At 61.1% G+C, this 17,906-nt stretch carries 19 protein-coding genes; all 19 read left to right on the top strand.

Going from position 1 to position 17,906, the window contains the following annotated elements:
- Positions 1 to 148 precede the first annotated feature (148 nt).
- The 19 genes from lolA to O6929_12390 all read left to right on the top strand — a co-directional run bounded on the left by lolA (position 149) and on the right by O6929_12390 (position 17,600).
- On the top strand, positions 149 to 874 hold the full coding sequence (gene lolA, locus O6929_12480; protein ID MCZ6481198.1) for an outer membrane lipoprotein chaperone LolA: 726 nt from the start codon (positions 149 to 151) through the stop codon (positions 872 to 874).
- Positions 875 to 1,077: 203 nt separating this feature from the next.
- Complete coding sequence (locus O6929_12475) at positions 1,078 to 3,540, top strand: diguanylate cyclase (protein MCZ6481197.1); 2,463 nt, start codon at positions 1,078 to 1,080, stop codon at positions 3,538 to 3,540.
- A gap of 150 nt (positions 3,541 to 3,690) precedes the next feature.
- Positions 3,691 to 4,116 (top strand): phosphatidylglycerophosphatase A, encoded by a 426-nt coding sequence (locus O6929_12470; protein ID MCZ6481196.1) that lies wholly within the window; start codon positions 3,691 to 3,693, stop codon positions 4,114 to 4,116.
- The gene (locus tag O6929_12465) at positions 4,113 to 5,369 is read left to right on the top strand and encodes a competence/damage-inducible protein A (GenBank protein ID MCZ6481195.1); all 1,257 of its coding nucleotides are present in this window, start codon (positions 4,113 to 4,115) and stop codon (positions 5,367 to 5,369) included. Before O6929_12470 ends, O6929_12465 begins: the two co-directional genes overlap by 4 nt.
- Before the next feature lie 36 nt (positions 5,370 to 5,405).
- On the top strand, positions 5,406 to 5,972 hold the full coding sequence (gene thpR, locus O6929_12460) for an RNA 2',3'-cyclic phosphodiesterase (protein ID MCZ6481194.1): 567 nt from the start codon (positions 5,406 to 5,408) through the stop codon (positions 5,970 to 5,972).
- A gap of 2 nt (positions 5,973 to 5,974) precedes the next feature.
- Complete coding sequence (locus O6929_12455) at positions 5,975 to 7,309, top strand: glycerate kinase (GenBank protein MCZ6481193.1); 1,335 nt, start codon at positions 5,975 to 5,977, stop codon at positions 7,307 to 7,309.
- Between the two features lie 70 nt (positions 7,310 to 7,379).
- Complete coding sequence (ffh, locus tag O6929_12450; GenBank protein MCZ6481192.1) at positions 7,380 to 8,705, top strand: signal recognition particle protein; 1,326 nt, start codon at positions 7,380 to 7,382, stop codon at positions 8,703 to 8,705.
- Positions 8,706 to 8,731: 26 nt separating this feature from the next.
- Entirely contained in the window at positions 8,732 to 9,013 is a 282-nt protein-coding gene (gene rpsP / locus O6929_12445) for a 30S ribosomal protein S16 (GenBank protein ID MCZ6481191.1), read from the top strand.
- Between the two features lie 94 nt (positions 9,014 to 9,107).
- Complete coding sequence (locus O6929_12440) at positions 9,108 to 9,341, top strand: KH domain-containing protein (GenBank protein MCZ6481190.1); 234 nt, start codon at positions 9,108 to 9,110, stop codon at positions 9,339 to 9,341.
- 6 nt (positions 9,342 to 9,347) lie between these two features.
- Positions 9,348 to 9,872, top strand: coding sequence for a ribosome maturation factor RimM (gene rimM, locus O6929_12435; GenBank protein ID MCZ6481189.1), 525 nt, complete (start codon positions 9,348 to 9,350; stop codon positions 9,870 to 9,872).
- Entirely contained in the window at positions 9,859 to 10,623 is a 765-nt protein-coding gene (gene trmD / locus O6929_12430; GenBank protein MCZ6481188.1) for a tRNA (guanosine(37)-N1)-methyltransferase TrmD, read from the top strand. The genes rimM and trmD overlap by 14 nt, the downstream gene beginning before the upstream one ends.
- A gap of 7 nt (positions 10,624 to 10,630) precedes the next feature.
- Positions 10,631 to 10,969 carry a 50S ribosomal protein L19 gene (gene rplS, locus O6929_12425; GenBank protein ID MCZ6481187.1) on the top strand — a complete coding sequence of 113 codons (339 nt, stop codon included), beginning with the start codon at positions 10,631 to 10,633 and terminating at the stop codon, positions 10,967 to 10,969.
- Between the two features lie 66 nt (positions 10,970 to 11,035).
- A complete protein-coding gene (locus O6929_12420) occupies positions 11,036 to 11,656 on the top strand; it encodes a ribonuclease HII (protein ID MCZ6481186.1) in 621 nt (206 codons plus the stop codon).
- Between the two features lie 2 nt (positions 11,657 to 11,658).
- Complete coding sequence (locus tag O6929_12415; protein ID MCZ6481185.1) at positions 11,659 to 12,042, top strand: YraN family protein; 384 nt, start codon at positions 11,659 to 11,661, stop codon at positions 12,040 to 12,042.
- 19 nt (positions 12,043 to 12,061) lie between these two features.
- Positions 12,062 to 12,220, top strand: a complete 159-nt coding sequence (locus tag O6929_12410) for a hypothetical protein (GenBank protein MCZ6481184.1) — start codon at positions 12,062 to 12,064, stop codon at positions 12,218 to 12,220.
- Positions 12,221 to 12,313: 93 nt separating this feature from the next.
- Positions 12,314 to 12,892, top strand: a complete 579-nt coding sequence (locus O6929_12405) for a TetR/AcrR family transcriptional regulator (GenBank protein MCZ6481183.1) — start codon at positions 12,314 to 12,316, stop codon at positions 12,890 to 12,892.
- A 9-nt stretch (positions 12,893 to 12,901) separates the two neighbouring features.
- Positions 12,902 to 13,990 (top strand): efflux RND transporter periplasmic adaptor subunit, encoded by a 1,089-nt coding sequence (locus O6929_12400; protein MCZ6481182.1) that lies wholly within the window; start codon positions 12,902 to 12,904, stop codon positions 13,988 to 13,990.
- A complete protein-coding gene (locus O6929_12395) occupies positions 13,987 to 17,145 on the top strand; it encodes an efflux RND transporter permease subunit (protein ID MCZ6481181.1) in 3,159 nt (1,052 codons plus the stop codon). Before O6929_12400 ends, O6929_12395 begins: the two co-directional genes overlap by 4 nt.
- 137 nt (positions 17,146 to 17,282) lie before the next feature.
- On the top strand, positions 17,283 to 17,600 hold the full coding sequence (locus O6929_12390) for a hypothetical protein (protein MCZ6481180.1): 318 nt from the start codon (positions 17,283 to 17,285) through the stop codon (positions 17,598 to 17,600).
- The last annotated feature ends 306 nt before the right edge of the window (positions 17,601 to 17,906 follow it).

Genomic DNA, 17,906 nt, shown 5'->3' with positions numbered 1-17,906 from the left:
GGTTGTAGGGGAGAGACTCCCCTACGCTTGGGGGGTGCTCAGCGAGGCTAAAGTCGAGCGCCGAAGGGGGGCCTGCCCCCCTAGCGGAAGTGACGCACCAAGGGGGGATTGTTAGCGGGAAATAGTTGGTGCGGCACTAGTCTCAGGAGTGACCACGGGACCAGTCACCCGGGGGCTGACCCCCGAGGGGCGGGTGGTGAGCGCGGGGAGACGGTGGAGGGGGACGGTCGGCGTGAGGATCAGCGCAGGATTCATTGCCCTGAGTCTCCTTGGCGTCCTGCCCGCCTCTCAGGCGCAGGGCGTGGTCGACCGGGTCCAGGATTTTTACGAGAAGACCACGGATATGACGGGGCAGTTTCACCAGCGGGTCGAGTTGGCGATCGGGCAAGTGGAAGAGGCCTGGGGGGCTTTCTCCTTGAAACGCCCCGGGATGATGCGTTGGGAGTATGAACGGCCAGAGCGGCGCCTTTTGGTGACCGACGGGTCCACTTTCTGGGTTTACACCCCCGCGGATCGACAGGTCATCGTTCAGGATCTCAAAGCGGCAGTGACTTCCCTCCCATTCGACTTCCTGATGGGGGTGGGGAAATTGGACGATCAGTTCGTCCTGCGAGAAGTGAGGGACCAGGGTGATTCCTATCGCCTCGTGCTGAGGCCGCGCCGCCCGGATACTCTCCTCCGCGAGATGGAAATGGAGGTGGAGGCGACGACGCTATACATCCGGTCCCTGACCTTGCTCGATCCGTATGAGAATCGGACGGTTATGCGTTTTTCTCATCTGCAGATCAATAGTGGTCTTCCCGCCGATCTCTTCTCCTTTGTCCCGCCGCCCGGGGTGAAGATCCTTCGCGCAGAGGACCTCTATCCCCACTAAGGCTTCGACAGGGGGTATCTCCGGGACATCTCCTCCAGCTGATTGGCGGTACCGAAAACCCTAGCCGTTAGGGTATACGGGCATGTACCTTGCGAGAATTGTCGAATCAGCTGGCCATGTCCCTCCCCATTGTTGCGATAAGTACTTGAATGCACGGCGACCAGGTTTTGCCCAATAACCAAGGCGAGGTGCCACTCTCCACCATGAGGCCGATTGAGCCCGACAAAGGACCCCTCAACGTTTCCGATGTTCGACGGGAAGGTCGGGACAGTCCCACCATTCTCATCGTGGACGTCGATCTGGAGATCCTCCGAATGCTCCAGACCGTGCTGGAGCACCAAGAATACAGGGTGCTCACGGCCACGTCAGGGCTGGCCGCCCTCGAGCTGATCAGGACGCGTCCTATCAGCCTCGTGGTCCTGGATGTCGCGATCCCTGGGGTGGATGGGATCGCCGTGTGCCGCGAGATCAAAGCGGATCCGGGGCTCCGACATATCCCTGTGATTTTTCTTACGGCCAAGGACAGCGTCGAGGACAAAGTCTTGGGATTAGAAATCGGGGCCGACGACTATATAACGAAGCCCTTCAGTAAAGAGGAGCTGGTTGCCAGGATCCGTACCCACCTCCGGAACCGCCGGGCAACCCAAGAGGTGCTGGCGGAGCAGGTCAGACAAATCCAACCCTCCCCCCAGGCGAGACCCTCGGCAACGGTCCCCCCTGCCGCAAGCGAGGTCATGCGGGACATTGTGAAACGGTTCTTCGAGACGATGCAGGTGGACCGGGTTGCCATCACCGTTGGCACTCCGGGAGAGCCGACCGCCACCCTTGTCTTAGCGTATGACCGGTTCAAGGAGAACCCGTGGACTGAAGGGGGCAATCTCTCTCTAGACCGGTACCCGGAGATCCGTCACGTCCTCGAGACTCAGCAACCCCTGGTCGTCCCGAACGTGGCGAAGGAACCGGTACTGTCCACTGTCCGGGACCTCCTCGTCTCCCACTCGATTCAATCGATTTTGGTGATTCCCCTCCTGACGCAGGATCAATGCATCGGGGCGGTGAGCCTGAACAGTCGACGCGCTATTCGAAACTTCACCCGGGGAGAGATTGAGTTGTGTCAGACCCTGGCGAACCAGGCGGCCCTCGCCATGGAGCAAGGCCCCCTCTTTCAGGAGGCCCGGGATCGGGCCAGTAAGCTCCAAACCCTGATCCACCTGACGAAGATGATGACCGCCTCCTTGAACCTCCAGGAGGTTTTTAACTTTGCGGTGGAAGCGGCGGCGGAATTTCTCGAGGTCCCTTGCGTCGGGCTCTGGGTGACAGACGAGGAGACCCACGAACTGCTGGTCCAAGCAAGTCACGGCCTGCACGATTTCCGATTGATGGTGGACCGGATCCCGTACGGTAAAGGGGTCATCGGAGAGATCATGGAGCGCCGGGAGCCGCACTACATCGCCGATATCAGACAGGAGTCACGCTGGTTTAACAAGCGGTTCCTGGAGGAGGCGGGCATCGTCTCCTTCGCGGGGATTCCCCTGATCACCGAAGATCGGGTCTTGGGGGTCCTCTCTGTCTTCACTCACCATCGTCGTCTTTTCAGTCACGATGAGCGGGCGTTGATGGGGACCTTTGCCAGCCAGGCGGCCATCGCGATTGGAAACGCCAGGGCCTATCAGCAGATCCAACGGTACGCGTCCACCGTGGCAGAGTTATACGAGGCCGCCATACAGGTGAGTGGTTCGCTCGACTTAGACGAAACCCTCCAGAAGATCGCGCGAGGTGCAGCAGCCTCCGCCGACGCCGCCTCGAGCACTATCATCCTCCTTGATGACTTAGGCGAGGTCTCTCATGTGACCGACTGGGAGGTGGGGGGGATTGAGGTGCGGAAGGACGGCGGCTCGCGCCGGGTCTGGGAGACCGGACGGCCAGTGATCCTTCCTGATTTTTCTGCGGCCCCTCCTGGGACCGTCAATCCCCGGCTGCTGGAACTCGGGCGGCGCGCCGCCGTCTGTTTGCCACTGCGGGTGCGGGAGCGGGTCCGGGGGGTGTTGTGGGTCCACTACAATGAACCCCGTCGTTTTGCCGAGGAGGATATGCAGCTGCTTTCCTACTTTACCAACCAGGCGGCCATTGCCATCGAGAATGCTCGGCTATTTGCGGAGACGACACGTCTGGCCAACACTGACCCGTTGACCGGGCTGTACAACCACCGGTACTTCTATCATCTTCTCGAGACAGAGCTCAAGCGGGCGCGTCGGTATGGCCGCTCGCTCTCCCTGATCATGCTCGACATCGATCACTTTAAGCAGTTCAATGACCGCTTCGGACACCTGTCTGGCGATGAGGCCTTGCGCTGCCTGGCCCAGATTCTCCGGAAAAATTCCCGAGGGGTGGACATGGTAGCCCGGTATGGCGGAGAAGAATTTGCCATCATCCTTCCGGAAACCGACCTCCCCCAGGGCTCAATTCAGGCGGAACGTCTCCGAGCGGCGGCAGCGGAGCAAGAGTGGCCTGAAAGCCAATTGACCATAAGTCTCGGAGTGGCGCCCCTCACAGCGGAAATGGCCAGGGCCGAGGATTTGGTTCGGGACGCGGATCGCGCCCTCTATGAGGCCAAGGATGCCGGACGCAACCAGGTGTGCCTCTCCCGGTTGACAGGTGGCGAGTGAGCGTCTACTCTTACGACATGCCGAGAGTGTTGATGGGAAGCCGGATGAGTAGGCAGAGGGAGGCACCTCTCACGGCCAATCGCGGATCGGTGAGCGCTTCCCCAGGTGGTTGACGCCCAGCGGAAACAGACTCTTTCAGACAGGCTCGTTGTGGCGATCGCAACGGGGGTGTATGTCGGCTACCTTCCTCCAGCCCCCGGAACGCTCGGGAGCCTCCTCGGACTCTTGCTCCTGTGGCCCTTGAAACCCGGGACCGTGCAGGTCTTGGTGACTCTTTTCCTCATCGGGGTGGGGATTGTAGTTGCCGACCGGGCGGCAAGGGTCATCGGGGGCCAAGACCCACCCGTCATCGTGATCGATGAGATTGCCGGCATTGCGGTGGCTACGCTGCTCCTGCCGCCCCAGGTCCAGGAACGGGTAGTCGCCTTCGTGATCTTTCGACTCTTCGATGTGATCAAGCCCTTCCCCGCTCGCCAGGCGGAACGTCTTCCAGGAGGATTCGGCATCGTCGGGGATGACCTGATCGCCGGCCTGTATACCAACCTGTTGGTTCGGGTGTGGCTCCTGTTGTCATGAAAGCACCAAATGCAGAGATCGTGAGCATCGGGACCGAGCTCCTTCAAGCGGCTTCAGCCGATACCAATAGTCTGTATCTCGTGGAGCAGCTGCAAGGGGTCGGGATTGAGGTATCGTACCGCACGGTGGTCGGAGACGACCGCCGGCGAATCCATCTGGTGCTCCGGCAGGCCCTGGATCGGGCGGACGTAGTAGTTGTCACCGGCGGGCTGGGCCCGACCGAGGATGATCGGACCCGGGACGCCCTGGCGGACGTGAGCGGAAGGCGACTGGTCCTCCACAGTGAGACATTGAAGGGTATCGAAGAGCGGTTTGCCCGCCGCGCTGTTGCTATGCCGGAGGCTGCAAAACGTCAGGCCTGGGTCCCGGAGGGGTTTGTGGTCCTCGAGAACCGGCACGGGACAGCCCCGGGCCTTCTCTGGGAGGAAGGTGAGCGCCTCCTCGTTGCCCTGCCAGGCCCGCCGCGAGAGATGCATCCACTCTTTGTCGAACAGGTTCTGCCGGTCCTTTTACGAAAGGCCGGAAACGGACAGCGGATCCGGGCCCGGACAGTCAAGGTCTGCGGGTTGTTCGAGTCGCAGGTGGAGGAGCGAATGAAAGAACTGCTCCACGGCGACCATCCTCCCGTGAGCCTCCTCGCTCGCCCAGGGGAGGTCCATGTCCGGGTGACAGCTGCTGGAAGGGGGGAAGAGGTCGAGTCCCAGCTTCAGCTCTGGGAGGAAAAACTTCGGAACCTGCTGGGGGAGGCGGTCTTCGGGGTCGATGAGGAACGCCTTGAGGAAGCAATAGGGTGGCTTCTCCGCCGTGCAGGAAAGACCGTGGCCATAGCCGAATCCTGCACCGGCGGTCTCATCTGCCATCGGATCACCAATGTCCCCAGCAGCTCCGACTATTTCAAGCGGGGGATCGTCTCGTACAGCAATCGGGCCAAGAAGGATCTCTTGGGGGTTCCCTTCTCCATGATCGAGCGCCACGGGGCGGTGAGTCCGGAGGTGGCGGTCGCTATGGCGGCAGGTGTACGCCGGGTTGCGGGGACCGATCTCGGGGTGGGAGTGACCGGGATTGCCGGTCCCGGCGGGGGCACCGAGACAAAGCCGGTGGGGCTCACCTTCATCGCCCTGGCCGACGCACAGGGAGAAGAGTGGTGTGAACACCGATTCCGGTTCGATCGGGAGGGGAACAAGCTTTGGGCTTCCCAAATGGCCCTGGAGATGCTCCGTCGGTACTTGCTCAAAATCAGCGGGCAGGATTGAAAAGCACCGGGACGCACCGCTCGATGCTGAACGCGCATGCGACTGTTTATCGCCATCCATGTGGATCCCTCCCTGAAGGCTCCCTTGGCAGAGATCCAGGGACAACTCAAGGCGACGCCGGCGCCGGTCAGCTGGGTCAAGCCGGATAACCTGCACTTTACCCTCAAGTTTCTCGGAGAGGTTGGAGAGGCACAGCTACCGGCACTCCAGGAGGCCTTTCGTCGCTCTCTCGCTGGCGTCGGGCCTTTCACCCTTTTGCTTGCCGGTCTCGGGACCTTCCCACCGAAAAGGAGGCCGCGGGTGATCTGGATTGGAGTACAGCAGGGCGCCGAAGAGGTGGAACGGCTTCGGGTCCGAATCGACGAGATGCTCGTTCCACTCGGCTTTCCCCGAGAGGCGCGGCCGTTTCAAGCCCATCTCACCCTGGGTCGAGTCAAAAATGTCGGGCGGCTCGATCCCCTGCTGGAGTCTCTCCGCAGGATCGATGTCGGGGAAGTGGGACGGATGCAGGTGGAGTCGGTCGAGCTCATGCAGAGCCGGCTTCACCCGGCGGGGGCCATCTACACGCCGGTCGAGACGGTTCTGTTGGCGGAGGAGGAGTGAACTTGCGGAGGAAAGGGACCGAACAATTGCGGAAGGCGGCTGGGGAGGTCTTCCAGGCGGCCCTGGATGCGGTCAACCCTCGGACGGCGGTCCACCGACATCTGCGGCGTGACGGAGAGAAACTGCTGGCGGACGGAGAAGTATATGATCTCAGGGAGCGAAGGATCTATGTTGTGGGGGCAGGCAAGGCCAGCGGGATGATGGCGACCGCCGTGGAGGAAGTGCTGGGGGATCGGATCAGCGCGGGGGTCGTTGTGGTGAAGGACGGCCATGGCCTCCCCTTGCAGCGCATCCGAATCCACGAGGCTTCTCATCCGGTCCCCGATGCGCGAGGGGTTCAAGCGACAGTCGCCATCCTCGCGCTGCTTGAGAAGACCCGGCCCGAGGATCTGGTGATTGTCCTCATCTCCGGCGGTGGTTCGGCATTGCTGCCCGCTCCGGTCGCGGGGACGGACTTGGCCGAGAAGCAGGTTGTCACACGGGAGCTCATCAGGTGCGGTGCGACCATTGAGGAGATCAACGCGGTCAGAAAGCACTGCTCTCGGGTCAAGGGGGGGCAGTTGGCACGGGCGGTCCAGCCAGCTTCCTGCCTGACCCTGGTGCTCTCTGACGTCATCGGCGATCGCCTGGATGTCATCGCCTCCGGCCCCACCGCCCCGGATCCCACCACGTATAAAGACACCCTAGAGGTCCTGCGTCGTTACGGACTCCAGGACCGGATCCCCGCGAGCATTCGACAATATCTGGAAAGCGGGGCAAAGGGTGAAGTTCCGGAGACCCCCAAGCCCGGAGCTATCTGTTTTGAAAAGGTGCGCCATCTCATCGTCGGGAATAATTTCCAAGCCCTCTTGGCGGGCCGAGATCGGGCGGCATCGCTAGGATTTCATGCCCTTCTCTTGACGGCTGCACTGCAGGGGGAGAGCCGGGAGGTGGCAAAGACGTTAGCGGCCTTGCTCCTTGAGATGCGCCGGTCCGGCCACCCCGTTCCGCCCCCGGCCTGTCTGCTGCTGGGAGGAGAGACCACCGTGACGGTCCGGGGTCGGGGAAAAGGGGGCCGCAATCAGGAACTGACGCTGGCTGTTGCGGCCGCCATCGCCGGTGAAGAGGATCTGGTCATTTTCAGTGCAGGCACCGATGGAACCGACGGGCCTACCGACGCAGCGGGGGCAGTGGCGGATGGTGAAACCTGTCCGCGTGCGAAACAGGCCGGGCTCGACCCATGTGGTGCCTTGGAAGATAACGATTCGTATCATTTTTTCGAGGGCCTGGGGGATCTGATCAAGACCGGGCCCACCCTCACCAATGTAATGGACATCACCCTCCTCCTCGCCGGTTAGCTCCTATCTCGCGCAAATTCTTTATTGACAATACGTATAACGTCGCGTATTTATTGTCTAAGGTAGGCTCATGTTTCACCGGTTATCCGATCGGCTTCAGGGAATCTTTAAAAAGCTCCGGGGCCACGGGAAACTCACCGAAGAGCAGATCGGTGTGGCCCTCCGGGAGATTCGTCTGGCCCTCCTCGAGGCGGATGTCCACTATGGGGTAGTCAAGGACTTTCTGGACCGGGTCCGGCAGCGGGCCATCGGCCGGGAGGTCCTGCAGTCCCTCACGCCCGGGCAGCAGGTCGTCAAAATTGTTTTTGAAGAGCTGACGCTCCTCTTGGGTGGCAAGGGAAGCGGCTTAGCCTTTGCAACCCTTCCCCCGTCGGTGGTCATGTTGGTCGGGCTTCAAGGATCCGGAAAGACCACCACGGCGGCGAAGATGGCTAAGCGTCTCAAGCAAGAAGGTCGGCTTCCACTCTTGGTGGCGGCGGATACGCGTCGACCTGCAGCGGCAACACAGCTTGCAGTGCTCGGAGAGCAGAGCGGGATAGAGGTTTTCTCGAATCCCCGCGCTTCGGCACTAGACATCTGTCAGGAGGCGGTCCGATACGCCCGGGGAAAGGGCCTGGAGCCAGTCTTCTTGGACACAGGGGGGAGGCTCCATATCGATGATGACCTCATGGCAGAGCTCAAGGCCATCAAGCAGGCAGTCCATCCGGTGGAAACCCTCTTGGTGCTCGATGCCATGACCGGTCAGGATGCGCTGGGCGTGGCCAAGACGTTTGACGCCACATTGGAGCTTAGCGGCTTCATCCTCAGCAAGCTGGATGGGGATGCCCGGGGAGGGGCGGCGCTCTCTATCCGGGCGGTGACGGGGCGCCCCATCAAGTTCGTCGGAGTCGGAGAAAAAGTCGAAGCACTGGAGCCGTTTCATCCGGAGCGAACGGCATCGCGGATCCTCGGGATGGGCGATGTGCTGTCCCTGGTAGAGCGAGCCGAAGCCGTGGTGGATCGGGCGCAGGCTGAGGAACTGGCTCGGAAGATCCAACGGGATATGTACACCCTGGAGGACTTTCGAGAACACCTCGTGCAGTTTCGACGGATGGGATCGTTCGAAGACCTGGTTGGGATGCTTCCGGGGCTGCCCGCGGGAATGGGCGGCCTGCAGGTCGAGGGCAAGAGCCTCACCCGGATGGAGGCTATTGTGGACTCGATGACCAGGGAGGAAAGACGGAACCCGGGAATCCTGAACGGGAGTCGGCGTCAGCGGATCGCCAAGGGATCAGGAACCTCGGTCACCCAGGTGAACCAGCTCTTGCGACAGTTTCAGCAGATGCAGCGCGTGATGCGACAGGTGGTGCAGGGAGAGAAAAAGGGGAAAACCCGGGGGATCTTTCCCCTGGGGTAAAGGTGGATTGAAGGGGAGGTGGTTGGATGGCGGTACGGCTCAGGCTAAAACGGATCGGAGCGAAGAAGCGGCCGGTGTACCGGATTGTGGTCGCGGATTCACGGACCCCCCGGGACGGTCGCGTTATTGAAAGCATCGGGGTCTACGATCCCCTCCAGCAGTCGGCGGCATTGACCCTCGACGAGGAGAAGGCCCTCTCCTGGCTTCAGAAGGGCGCCAAGCCTACGGCGACGGTGCGGGAGCTCCTCTCGGCTGCTGGGGTTATGCAGCAATTTGCCACCCTCAGGAGGGCTCGGAAAACCGCTTGACGGTCAGCGTCTCATCGATCGGAAGCCCGGGAGCAAGGGGCCTCCTCCCTGAGGGCTTGCGGCCGAGAGATGCGACGGCACTGAGGAGGCGGACGTGTTGAAGGAGCTGGTGGAGTATCTCGCAAGGGTTCTCGTGGACAACCCCGATGCGGTGAGTGTGGAGGCGATCGAAGACGAGAAGACGACGACGCTGAGGCTCAAGGTGGCCCAAACGGATCTGGGGCGGGTGATTGGGAAGCAGGGGCGGACCGCCCGGGCTATGCGGACCTTGCTTCATGCGATCGCGGCCAAATCTCGGCGACGGGCGGTATTGGAGATCGTTGAGTAGGATCCCGTGGCGTCTCAGGAGCTACTGGTTCTGGGATGGGTGCTGGGGGCCTCGGGGCTTCGGGGGGCGGTAAAGGTCAAACCTTTCACTGAGACGCCCGCCCTCCTCTCTCCGGGGAAACCAGTAATCCTTCGAGGGCCCGGGGGGGAATCGGAGGTGCTCCTCGAGGAGATCAGCCCGCGTCGACACCTGCTCGTGGTGAGCCTTCAGGGCGTGACCAGTCGAACCGCGGCCGAGGCCCTCAAGGGCTACGAGATCTGTATTCCGCGAGGCACGGCGCCGGCACTACCGGAAGCGACGTATTATCATTACGATATTCTTGGACTCAAGGTTCAAACTGAAACAGGGGAAGACCTCGGCGAGATCGTGGACATCTGGTCATCGGGTGATTACGACCTCTATGTGGTCCGGCGGGATGGCGGAGAGTGGTTCCTTCCGGCCGTCCGGGCCTTTATCCTCCGGGTCGACCTTGCACGACGGGTGATGGTCGTTCGGCCGATCAAGGGGTTGGTTGACGCTGAGACGGTATGATATCGTTACCCTCTTCCGAGGGATCTTCTCCGGGCCCCTCCACGAAAGTATCCTGGGCCGGGTCCAGGAGAAGGGGCTTGTACACATTCGGGTTCGCGACCTGAGGGACTGGACCCATGACCGACATCGGGTGGTGGACGATGTCCCTTACGGTGGCGGGGCTGGGATGGTCCTGAAGCCGGAGCCCTTCTTCGAGGCCGTGGATGCCCTGCGAGAGCCGGAAAGCCAGGTGGTCCTCCTCACGCCCCAAGGGGAGCGGTTTCACCACGCCATGGCCTGCCGCTTGGCGGAGGAAAGACATCTCATCTTCCTCTGCGGCCGCTACGAGGGCTTTGACGAGCGGCTGCGGACGTTGGCAGACCGCGAGGTCTCCATCGGCGACTACGTGTTGAGCGGCGGGGAGCTGCCGGCCCTGGTGGTGATCGACGCGGTGGTCCGGCTGATCCCGGGGGCATTGGGGGATGAGAATTCGGCGCACCAAGATTCCTTTGCCACGGGCCTGCTCGATTATCCCCAGTATACGCGGCCTGCCGTGTATCGGGGGCTCAAGGTTCCTGAGGTGCTGCTCTCGGGGGACCACGAACAGATCCGACGCTGGCGACGGAGGGAAGCGGTCCGCCGGACCCTGCTCCGTCGACCGGACCTCTTGGACCGTGCACCAATGACGGCCGAGGATCAATTGCTCCTTTCCGAGATCCGGGCGGAAGGAGAGAGCGAAAGGACCAACATACGGGGAGGCCATGAACATTGATCACCACATGAGGTCGGTAGAAGCCCCACACTTGCGCACCGATATTCCGGAATTCGGACCTGGGGACACCGTCCGGGTCTATGTCAAGGTTCGGGAGGGGGAGAAAGAGCGGCTCCAGGCCTTCGAGGGGGTGATTCTCCGGCGGCGGGCGGCGGGCCTCGGGTCTACCTTTACCGTCCGGAAGGTCAGCTACGGGGTCGGGGTGGAACGCACGTTTCTGCTGCACTCCCCCATGGTCGAACGGATCGAGCGCCTTCGGGCCGGCCGCGTGCGCCGGGCCAAGCTGTACTACCTCCGAGAGAAGCGGGGGAAGGCCGCACGCATTCGCGAGAAGCGGACCAGATGAGTTAGGGCAATCAATCGATAGCCCGTGTCGCGAGGTCTGGGTCGAGAGCGGTTGAGCAGCAAACGGATGAAGGGAATCGAGGCGGCGATCCGCCGAAAAGGGTTCCGGCGGCTGGCGGGGGTAGACGAGGCCGGGCGCGGGGCGTTGGCGGGGCCGGTGGTCGCGGCGGCGGTCATCCTCAGGGGCGGCCGGCCAATCCCTGGTGTGACCGACTCCAAGCGACTGAGTCAGAAGCGCCGCGAATTGCTGTACAAACGGATTGCGGAAGAGGCTCTAGCGGTCGGCGTGGGGATCGTGGAGGTTGTCACCATTGAGGTACGGAATATTCTGCAGGCTACCCTGCTCGCCATGGAACGGGCAGTTGCGGATCTTCGGGTCTCACCCCACGGGATCCTGGTGGATGGTCTGGCGGTCCCCCACGTGAACGTTCCCGCCTTTCCCGTTCCTGGAGGGGATCTCGAGTGTCCTTCGATCAGTGCTGCCTCCATTGTCGCCAAGGTGAGCCGGGATCGGATCATGGCGACCTACCACCAAAAGTATCCAACCTACGGCTTTGATCAGCACAAGGGATACGGTACCGCTGCACATCTTCGGTTCATTGCTGAACATGGCGCGAGCCCCATTCATCGAAAGACCTTCAGTCCACTCCGGCAGATGTCACTGCCCGTGGCCACACCGGGGAGGTAAGTGTGGATCGCCGAATGGTTGGGGTGGAAGGGGAGGCAGTTGCCCGACGTTTCCTGGAGGGGCTCGGATTTCGGATCGTCGAGGAGAACTTCGCCTGTCCGTTGGGTGAGATTGATCTCATTGCCAAGGATGGGGAGATATTGGTCTTTGTGGAGGTCAAGGCCCGGCGCTCTGCCCGATTTGGCGCGCCGGCGGAGGCGGTTCATGCCAAAAAGCAGCGACAGATCTTGCGCGTTGCCGAGGCCTATTTGCGAGAGCGCCGGCTGCGGGTTCCCTGCCGAGTGGATGTGGTGGCGGTAGAATTTCCCCCGCAGGGTTCCGAGCCGAAGGTCGAGCTGATTCGGAACGCGGTGCAGGGAACTGGGTCCACCTGGGGAGTGGCATAATCCCACCGCGGGAGGGCTTGTGGAGGAGAAGGAGAGGGTCATCACGTACCATTGCCATGCGTGTGGCAGCAGAGGGGTGGATCCTCCAAAGAGTAAGAAGGGAAATTACCTGTGCCCTGAGTGCGGAGTCCAGGTGGAAATCAGCGAGAAGCGAGTGGTCAAAAAGAAGGAGAAGTAATCGGATTTGACGACGGCAGCGAGTTTTGTTATGGTAAAGATACCCTCGGCGAGGGTTTTTTTTAGCGGCTTGAGCTTACCTAACGGTAGGTAAATGACCACCAAGGAACGCATCGAGCGGGTCGCCACGCGGCAATTTGCCCGGTACGGGTTTGACGGGACCTCAATTCGGCAAATCGTCGCCGAAGCCCGCGTCACCAAGCCGGTTCTCTATTACTACTTTAAGGATAAGCGAGGTCTCTACCTGAGTCTCCTCGGAGGGGCCGTTGCTCCCCTGTGCGATGAAGTCGAGCGGGTCGCGGACGGCGGAGGGCCGCCTGTCAAACAATTGGAGAGTATCATCGTTGCATTCCTGCGGTTCTACCGGGAGAGGCCGAATGAGTTCCACCTGCTCCATCAGGCGGTGGAGCGTCGGGAGCGGGAGGTACAGCTCATCGCGCAGAAGTACTTCCGTCGCATATTCCTGAGCATCTCCCGGGTACTCAGCGAAGGCGTGGACCGAAAGATCTTCCGGTCGCTGCACGTTTCCCAGACGACCTTCAGCGTGATCGCCATCCTCGTCTATTATTTGACCCGCGCGCACGTGATCGACGAGGTCCTCGGACAAAAGAAAGCCTCGGAGGATCTCATGGAGACCCTGAGTCAACACGTTCTTGGGCTTCTGCATACCTGAGGTAACACTGTGAGACAGCGGAATTTTCTGTGGGGAGCCGCGGTTGTCGTGACCCTGACGGCGACCTTCACTCGGGCCTTGGCCCAGGGACCTCCGCCTGTTCCGGTGGAAGTGGCGCCGGTTGTAGAGCGGACTGTCGAACGTGAGATTCGGGCGGTCGGGACGGTGGAGGCCAACCTGTACACCACGGTGAGTGCCGAGGTGGAGGGGGCCGTGGCCCGATTCGATCTCCGGGAAGGGGATCGCCTGGAAAAAGGGGAGGTCCTCGCCCGGCTGCGCCGGACCGATCTCGAGATCTCCCTCAAGGAAGCAAAGGCGAACCTACGGGAGAAGGAAGCCCTCTTCACCAGGGCAGAGCACGACCGCCGTCGCTTCCAGGCCCTCTTCGACGAGGGAGCCATTAGTGCGGCCGAGCTCGATCGGGCGGCGGCCAGCGCGGATGCTGCAAAAGCACTCAAAGAATCCGTCGAGGAGGCATTCCGGAAGATTGCCGATCAACTCCGGCGGACTACCGTCGTCGCTCCCTTTAGCGGCTACATTGTAAAAAAGCACATCGAGCTCGGCCAGTGGGTCGACGAGGGGGGCAAGGTGGCGGACCTGGTGGACATCGATACCGTCTATGTCCTGATCCCCATCAATGAACGGGACATCGGAAAGATCCGGAAGGGAGATATCGCCACAGTGACCGTGGACACCTATCCCGGTCGGACCTTCAAAGGTCAGATCGCCTACATCATTCCGCAGGCGGACCTCAGCAGCCGGAACTTCCCGGTGAGGATCCGGGTGGATAACGCACGGGAGCATCTTTTGAAAGCCGGAATGTTTGCCCGGGTGAGCATCCAGTACGGCAAGCCTCGCCGGGGCCTCTTCATCCCCAAGGACGCGGTGGTGCTCCGTGGAAAGGACCTGGTCGTCTTCGTCCTGGACACGTCTCAGGTCCATTTGCTGCGAATCGAGACGGGCCAGGCCCGTGAGGAGATGGTCGAGGTCGTGAAAGGGGACCTCAAGCCGGGGCAAGAGGTGGTGGTGGCCGGGAACGAAATTCTCCGGGATGGCGCACAAGTCGAGGTCCGTCGGAAGGGGGAAAAGACCCGGTGAAGCTGATCGAGGCCTGTATCAAATATCCAGTCACCGTCCTGGTGGGGGTGCTTCTGGGCATCCTCTTCGGCGGCATCGCTCTCCTCCGGCTCCCCTGGCAGATGACCCCTACCATCGATCGCCCCGAGATCACCGTGAGCACCGAATACAAGGGAGCGGCCCCACTCGAGGTGGAACAGGAGATCACCGACCGGATCGAGAAGAAGCTTAACTCGGTGGAGAACCTCTCCGAGATGACCTCGAGCTCCTTCGAGGGCAATAGCCGGATCATTATGAAGTTCGACTGGGGGATCAACAAGGATGTGGCCCGCCTCGATGTCTCGGAAAAGCTGGGACTGGTCAAGGACCTCCCGCCGGACGCGGAGGAGTCCGTGATCCGGGCGGTCAATACCGACGAGGTGACCCCCATCGCCTGGGTCATTATCAGGACTGACCGGCCCATCAACGAGGTGTGGGAGGAGGCGGATGACGTCATCCGCCCCAGGATGGAGCGAATTGAAGGCGTGGCCACGGTCTGGATGTTCGGCGGGGAGGACCGGGAGGTTCATGTGATCCTGGATCCAGAGGCCATGAGCGCCCGGGAGATCTCCGTGGCGCAAGTTCGGGATGCTCTGCTCGAGGAGAACCGCAACGTCAAGGGCGGGAGGATCGAGGAGGGGAAGCGGCGTTACGTGATCCGGACCCTGGGCCAGTTTACCGACATCCGTCAGATCCCGCATGTCGTCATCCGGCAGGATGCCCGGGGCACCGTCTATATCCGGGACATCGCCCACGTCCGGTTCGGCTATGAGGACAAGGAGCGGGTGGTCCGCGTCTGGGACCGGCCGACCATCGGCTTCGGCGTGCTCCGTCGAAGCGGGTCGAACACCCTCAAGGTGATGGAGGGGGTAAAGGATGAACTCCGATATCTCAACGATCTGTACCGGGGAAAGGATATCGAGCTGGTCCAAGTCTATGACGAAACCGACTATATCTATGATTCGGTGGAACTGGTGACCACCAACCTCTTCTACGGCGCCTTTCTGGCGGTAGCGGTCCTCCTGCTTTTCCTGCGGAGTCCCTCCAGTATCTTCATCCTCGCCTTCGCGATCCCCATCTCCCTCGTGACGACCTTTGTGGTCCTGGATGCCCTGGGCCGGACCTTGAATATCGTCATGCTTGCCGGACTGGCGTTCGCCTCGGGAATGGTGGTGGACAGCTCGATCGTGGTCCTCGAGAACATATATCGGCACCGCCAGAGGGGAAAGGGAAAGGTACAGGCCGCGCAGGATGGTGCCGTCGAGGTCTGGGGGGCGGTGCTGGCCTCTACCCTCACCACGGTCTTTGTCTTCATCCCGATCATCTTTGTCAAAGAAGAGGCCGGCCAGCTCTTCCGCGACATCGCCATTGCCATCTCCACCGCGGTAGCTCTCTCGCTGATCGTATCCGTGACCGTGGTGCCGATGCTCAGCGCCCGGCTGCTGGCTCTCAACCCAGAGGCGCGCAACCCTACCCGCCGATCCTTCTGGAGGATCCTGGACAGACTGCGGCTGGACGAGTACGGTGGGGTCTTCGTCGAGGCCCTTGTCGGGTGGCTCAATTGGCTCCGGCAGGGCTTTGGGCGGCGAATCGTGGTTGCCCTGACCATTATCCTTGCCGCGGTCTCGCTCAGCTATCTCTTCATGCCTCCCATCGACTACCTCCCACAGGGGAACCGGAATTTGATCTTCGTCCTCATTCGGACCACCCCAGGCATGAACGTCGGTCAGCGTGAGGAGATCCTGATAGAGCTCGAGCGCCGCTTTGATCTGCCCGAGATCCACCGGATGTTCGCCGTGGCACGAGTGCAAAACACCATCATGGGGGCCATCGTCCATCCCGAGTATCATACCCTGTCCGGAATGCGCCGGGTGATTACCGAAATGCGGCGGCGGTCCAAGGGGATCCCGGGAACGGAGGGGATCTTCATCACCCAGTCCCCCCTCTTCCGGCGGCGAGGATCCTTTATCGGCGGCACCAACCTGGAAGTGGAGGTCAAGGGGGATAGCCTGGAGCAGGTTCACATCATCAGTGAACGGCTTCGGGGTGATCTGAGTCGGCTCCCCCAAGTCAACTTTGTCAACACAAGCTTCGAAGCGGGGAATCCGGAACTGCAGATCCGCGTGGACCGTGCCAAGGCCTCACAGCTTGGGTTGAGCGCCGGGGAGGTGGGATACATCGTGGAGACCATGGTGCACGGGACGGGGGCCGGGCAGTTCCGGGAGCGGGGCAAGGAGCTGGACATCATCCTCAAGGGATCTTCACAATACCTCCGGCGCACGCAAGACCTCGAGCAGATTGTCTTCTTCGCTCCGACCGGTCGGCTGGTGAAGCTTTCGGATATCGCGACCGTCCGGTTGGACACGGGTCCCACCAAGGTGGAACACATCGACCGCGACCGGGCGATTAAGGTCACGGTCAACGTGAAGGGCGAAGTCCCTCTGGAGAAGGCGGTCCAGTTGGTGGACCAGGTCGTGGAGCCTGTGCGGAGGGCTCTCCCCCTGGGCACGACCATCGATGTGGCCGGGCAGGCCCAGGACCTCAGCATCGCCTGGAACTCCATCAAATGGTCCTTCCTCCTTGCGCTGGTGGTCATCTATCTCTTGATGTGTTCCCTTTTCGAATCGTGGAGCTACCCGCTCATTATCATGTTCACCGTCCCGCTGGCGGCCACGGGGGGGATCCTCGCGGTCAGGCTCGCCCATGCCTTTGAGCCAACCATCAAGATGGATGTGATCACCATGCTGGGATTTGTCATCCTGGCCGGAATCGTGGTGAATAACGCAATCCTCATCATTCACCAGGCCTTGAACCACATGCGAGAGGGTTCGCATTCTCAAGAGGCGATTCTCGAGAGTGTCCGAACCCGGATCCGTCCCATCTTCATGACGACGGCCACCACCGTCTTCGGGATGCTCCCCTTGGTCTTTGCGCGGGGATCGGGATCGGAATTGTACCGCGGCTTAGGGGCGGCAGTGCTCGGTGGACTGATAGTCTCCAGCCTCTTCACGCTCATTCTCATCCCCACCCTCTTTTCCCTCTGGATGGATGCAAAGGGTGCCCTGGCTGCACGACTCTCGCGGAAGCCACGCGATGAGGTCACCGATCGCCCCGTGGCCGCGCCCGCACAACGCTGATTTTTCTTTTTACTTGCCTGCCTTTGTCCCTTCGAATTATGGTGGACCTGCAAATTTTCTTGACAATGTGCCATTCAAATTGTAACAATCCTTTTGTTCACATTTGCATTCTGGTTCCTTAGTCAAAGGAGGTCGGCGTGGCACGAAGACACAGATTGGAAGATATGGTGAAGAGTGTTGGAGCGGTCCTTGGCGAGCGAAAGCGACTGGAAAGGGTCGAGAAGAAGCTTGTCACGACTCTCAATAAGGCGCTGGCGAAAATTGGCTATAAGGTAGCTCCTGCAAAGGCAGTAGCAAAGGGAGGACGCCGGCGTCGTCGGGCCAAACGTGCGACGGGCGCAACGCGCCGTGGGCCGAAGACTGGCACAGTGCGCGGCCGACGCGCGACCGGTGTAACTCGCCGCCGACGGAAAGCTGGCGCAACGCGCCGCCGTGCGCGGGCCAAAAAGAGTTAAGTCAAACCAATTTTCATTTTCTACAAAAAGGGTCACCATCGCAGGTGACCCTTTTCTTTTTGAAACAGAATTACTCACACATTTGACTTTGTAAGCCCGCACAGTCCCGATCTTTCCGCTTCGTTTTACTCGCCTTCTCTACCCGCGTACAGCACTGCGCTCGTACATCCTCTAGCCCAATTCTGGCACGAGCGTTGCACCGCCTTCGCAGGCGCAGTACGATCCGCGAGGGCTTTTTGCTTATTGGAAGGAATGCATACCTATGAGTCCGGTAACCCATTTTCTGATGGGGTGGGTCGTTGCCAA

This window comes from Candidatus Methylomirabilota bacterium, assembly GCA_027293415.1.
GTDB lineage: Bacteria > Methylomirabilota > Methylomirabilia > Methylomirabilales > CSP1-5 > CSP1-5.
Note: the sequence above shows the minus strand (reverse complement) of the source record. Positions and strands in the feature narration are given on the sequence as shown.

Excerpts from the sequence above, each read along its gene's own strand:
- O6929_12475 (MCZ6481197.1), top strand. The coding sequence starts at position 1,078 with ATGAGGCCGATTGAGCCCGACAAAGGACCCCTCAACGTTTCCGATGTT.
- O6929_12465 (MCZ6481195.1), top strand. The coding sequence starts at position 4,113 with ATGAAAGCACCAAATGCAGAGATCGTGAGCATCGGGACCGAGCTCCTT.
- thpR (MCZ6481194.1), top strand. The coding sequence starts at position 5,406 with ATGCGACTGTTTATCGCCATCCATGTGGATCCCTCCCTGAAGGCTCCC.
- ffh (MCZ6481192.1), top strand. The coding sequence starts at position 7,380 with ATGTTTCACCGGTTATCCGATCGGCTTCAGGGAATCTTTAAAAAGCTC.
- rpsP (MCZ6481191.1), top strand. The coding sequence starts at position 8,732 with ATGGCGGTACGGCTCAGGCTAAAACGGATCGGAGCGAAGAAGCGGCCG.
- rplS (MCZ6481187.1), top strand. The coding sequence starts at position 10,631 with ATGAGGTCGGTAGAAGCCCCACACTTGCGCACCGATATTCCGGAATTC.
- O6929_12420 (MCZ6481186.1), top strand. The coding sequence starts at position 11,036 with ATGAAGGGAATCGAGGCGGCGATCCGCCGAAAAGGGTTCCGGCGGCTG.
- O6929_12405 (MCZ6481183.1), top strand. The coding sequence starts at position 12,314 with ATGACCACCAAGGAACGCATCGAGCGGGTCGCCACGCGGCAATTTGCC.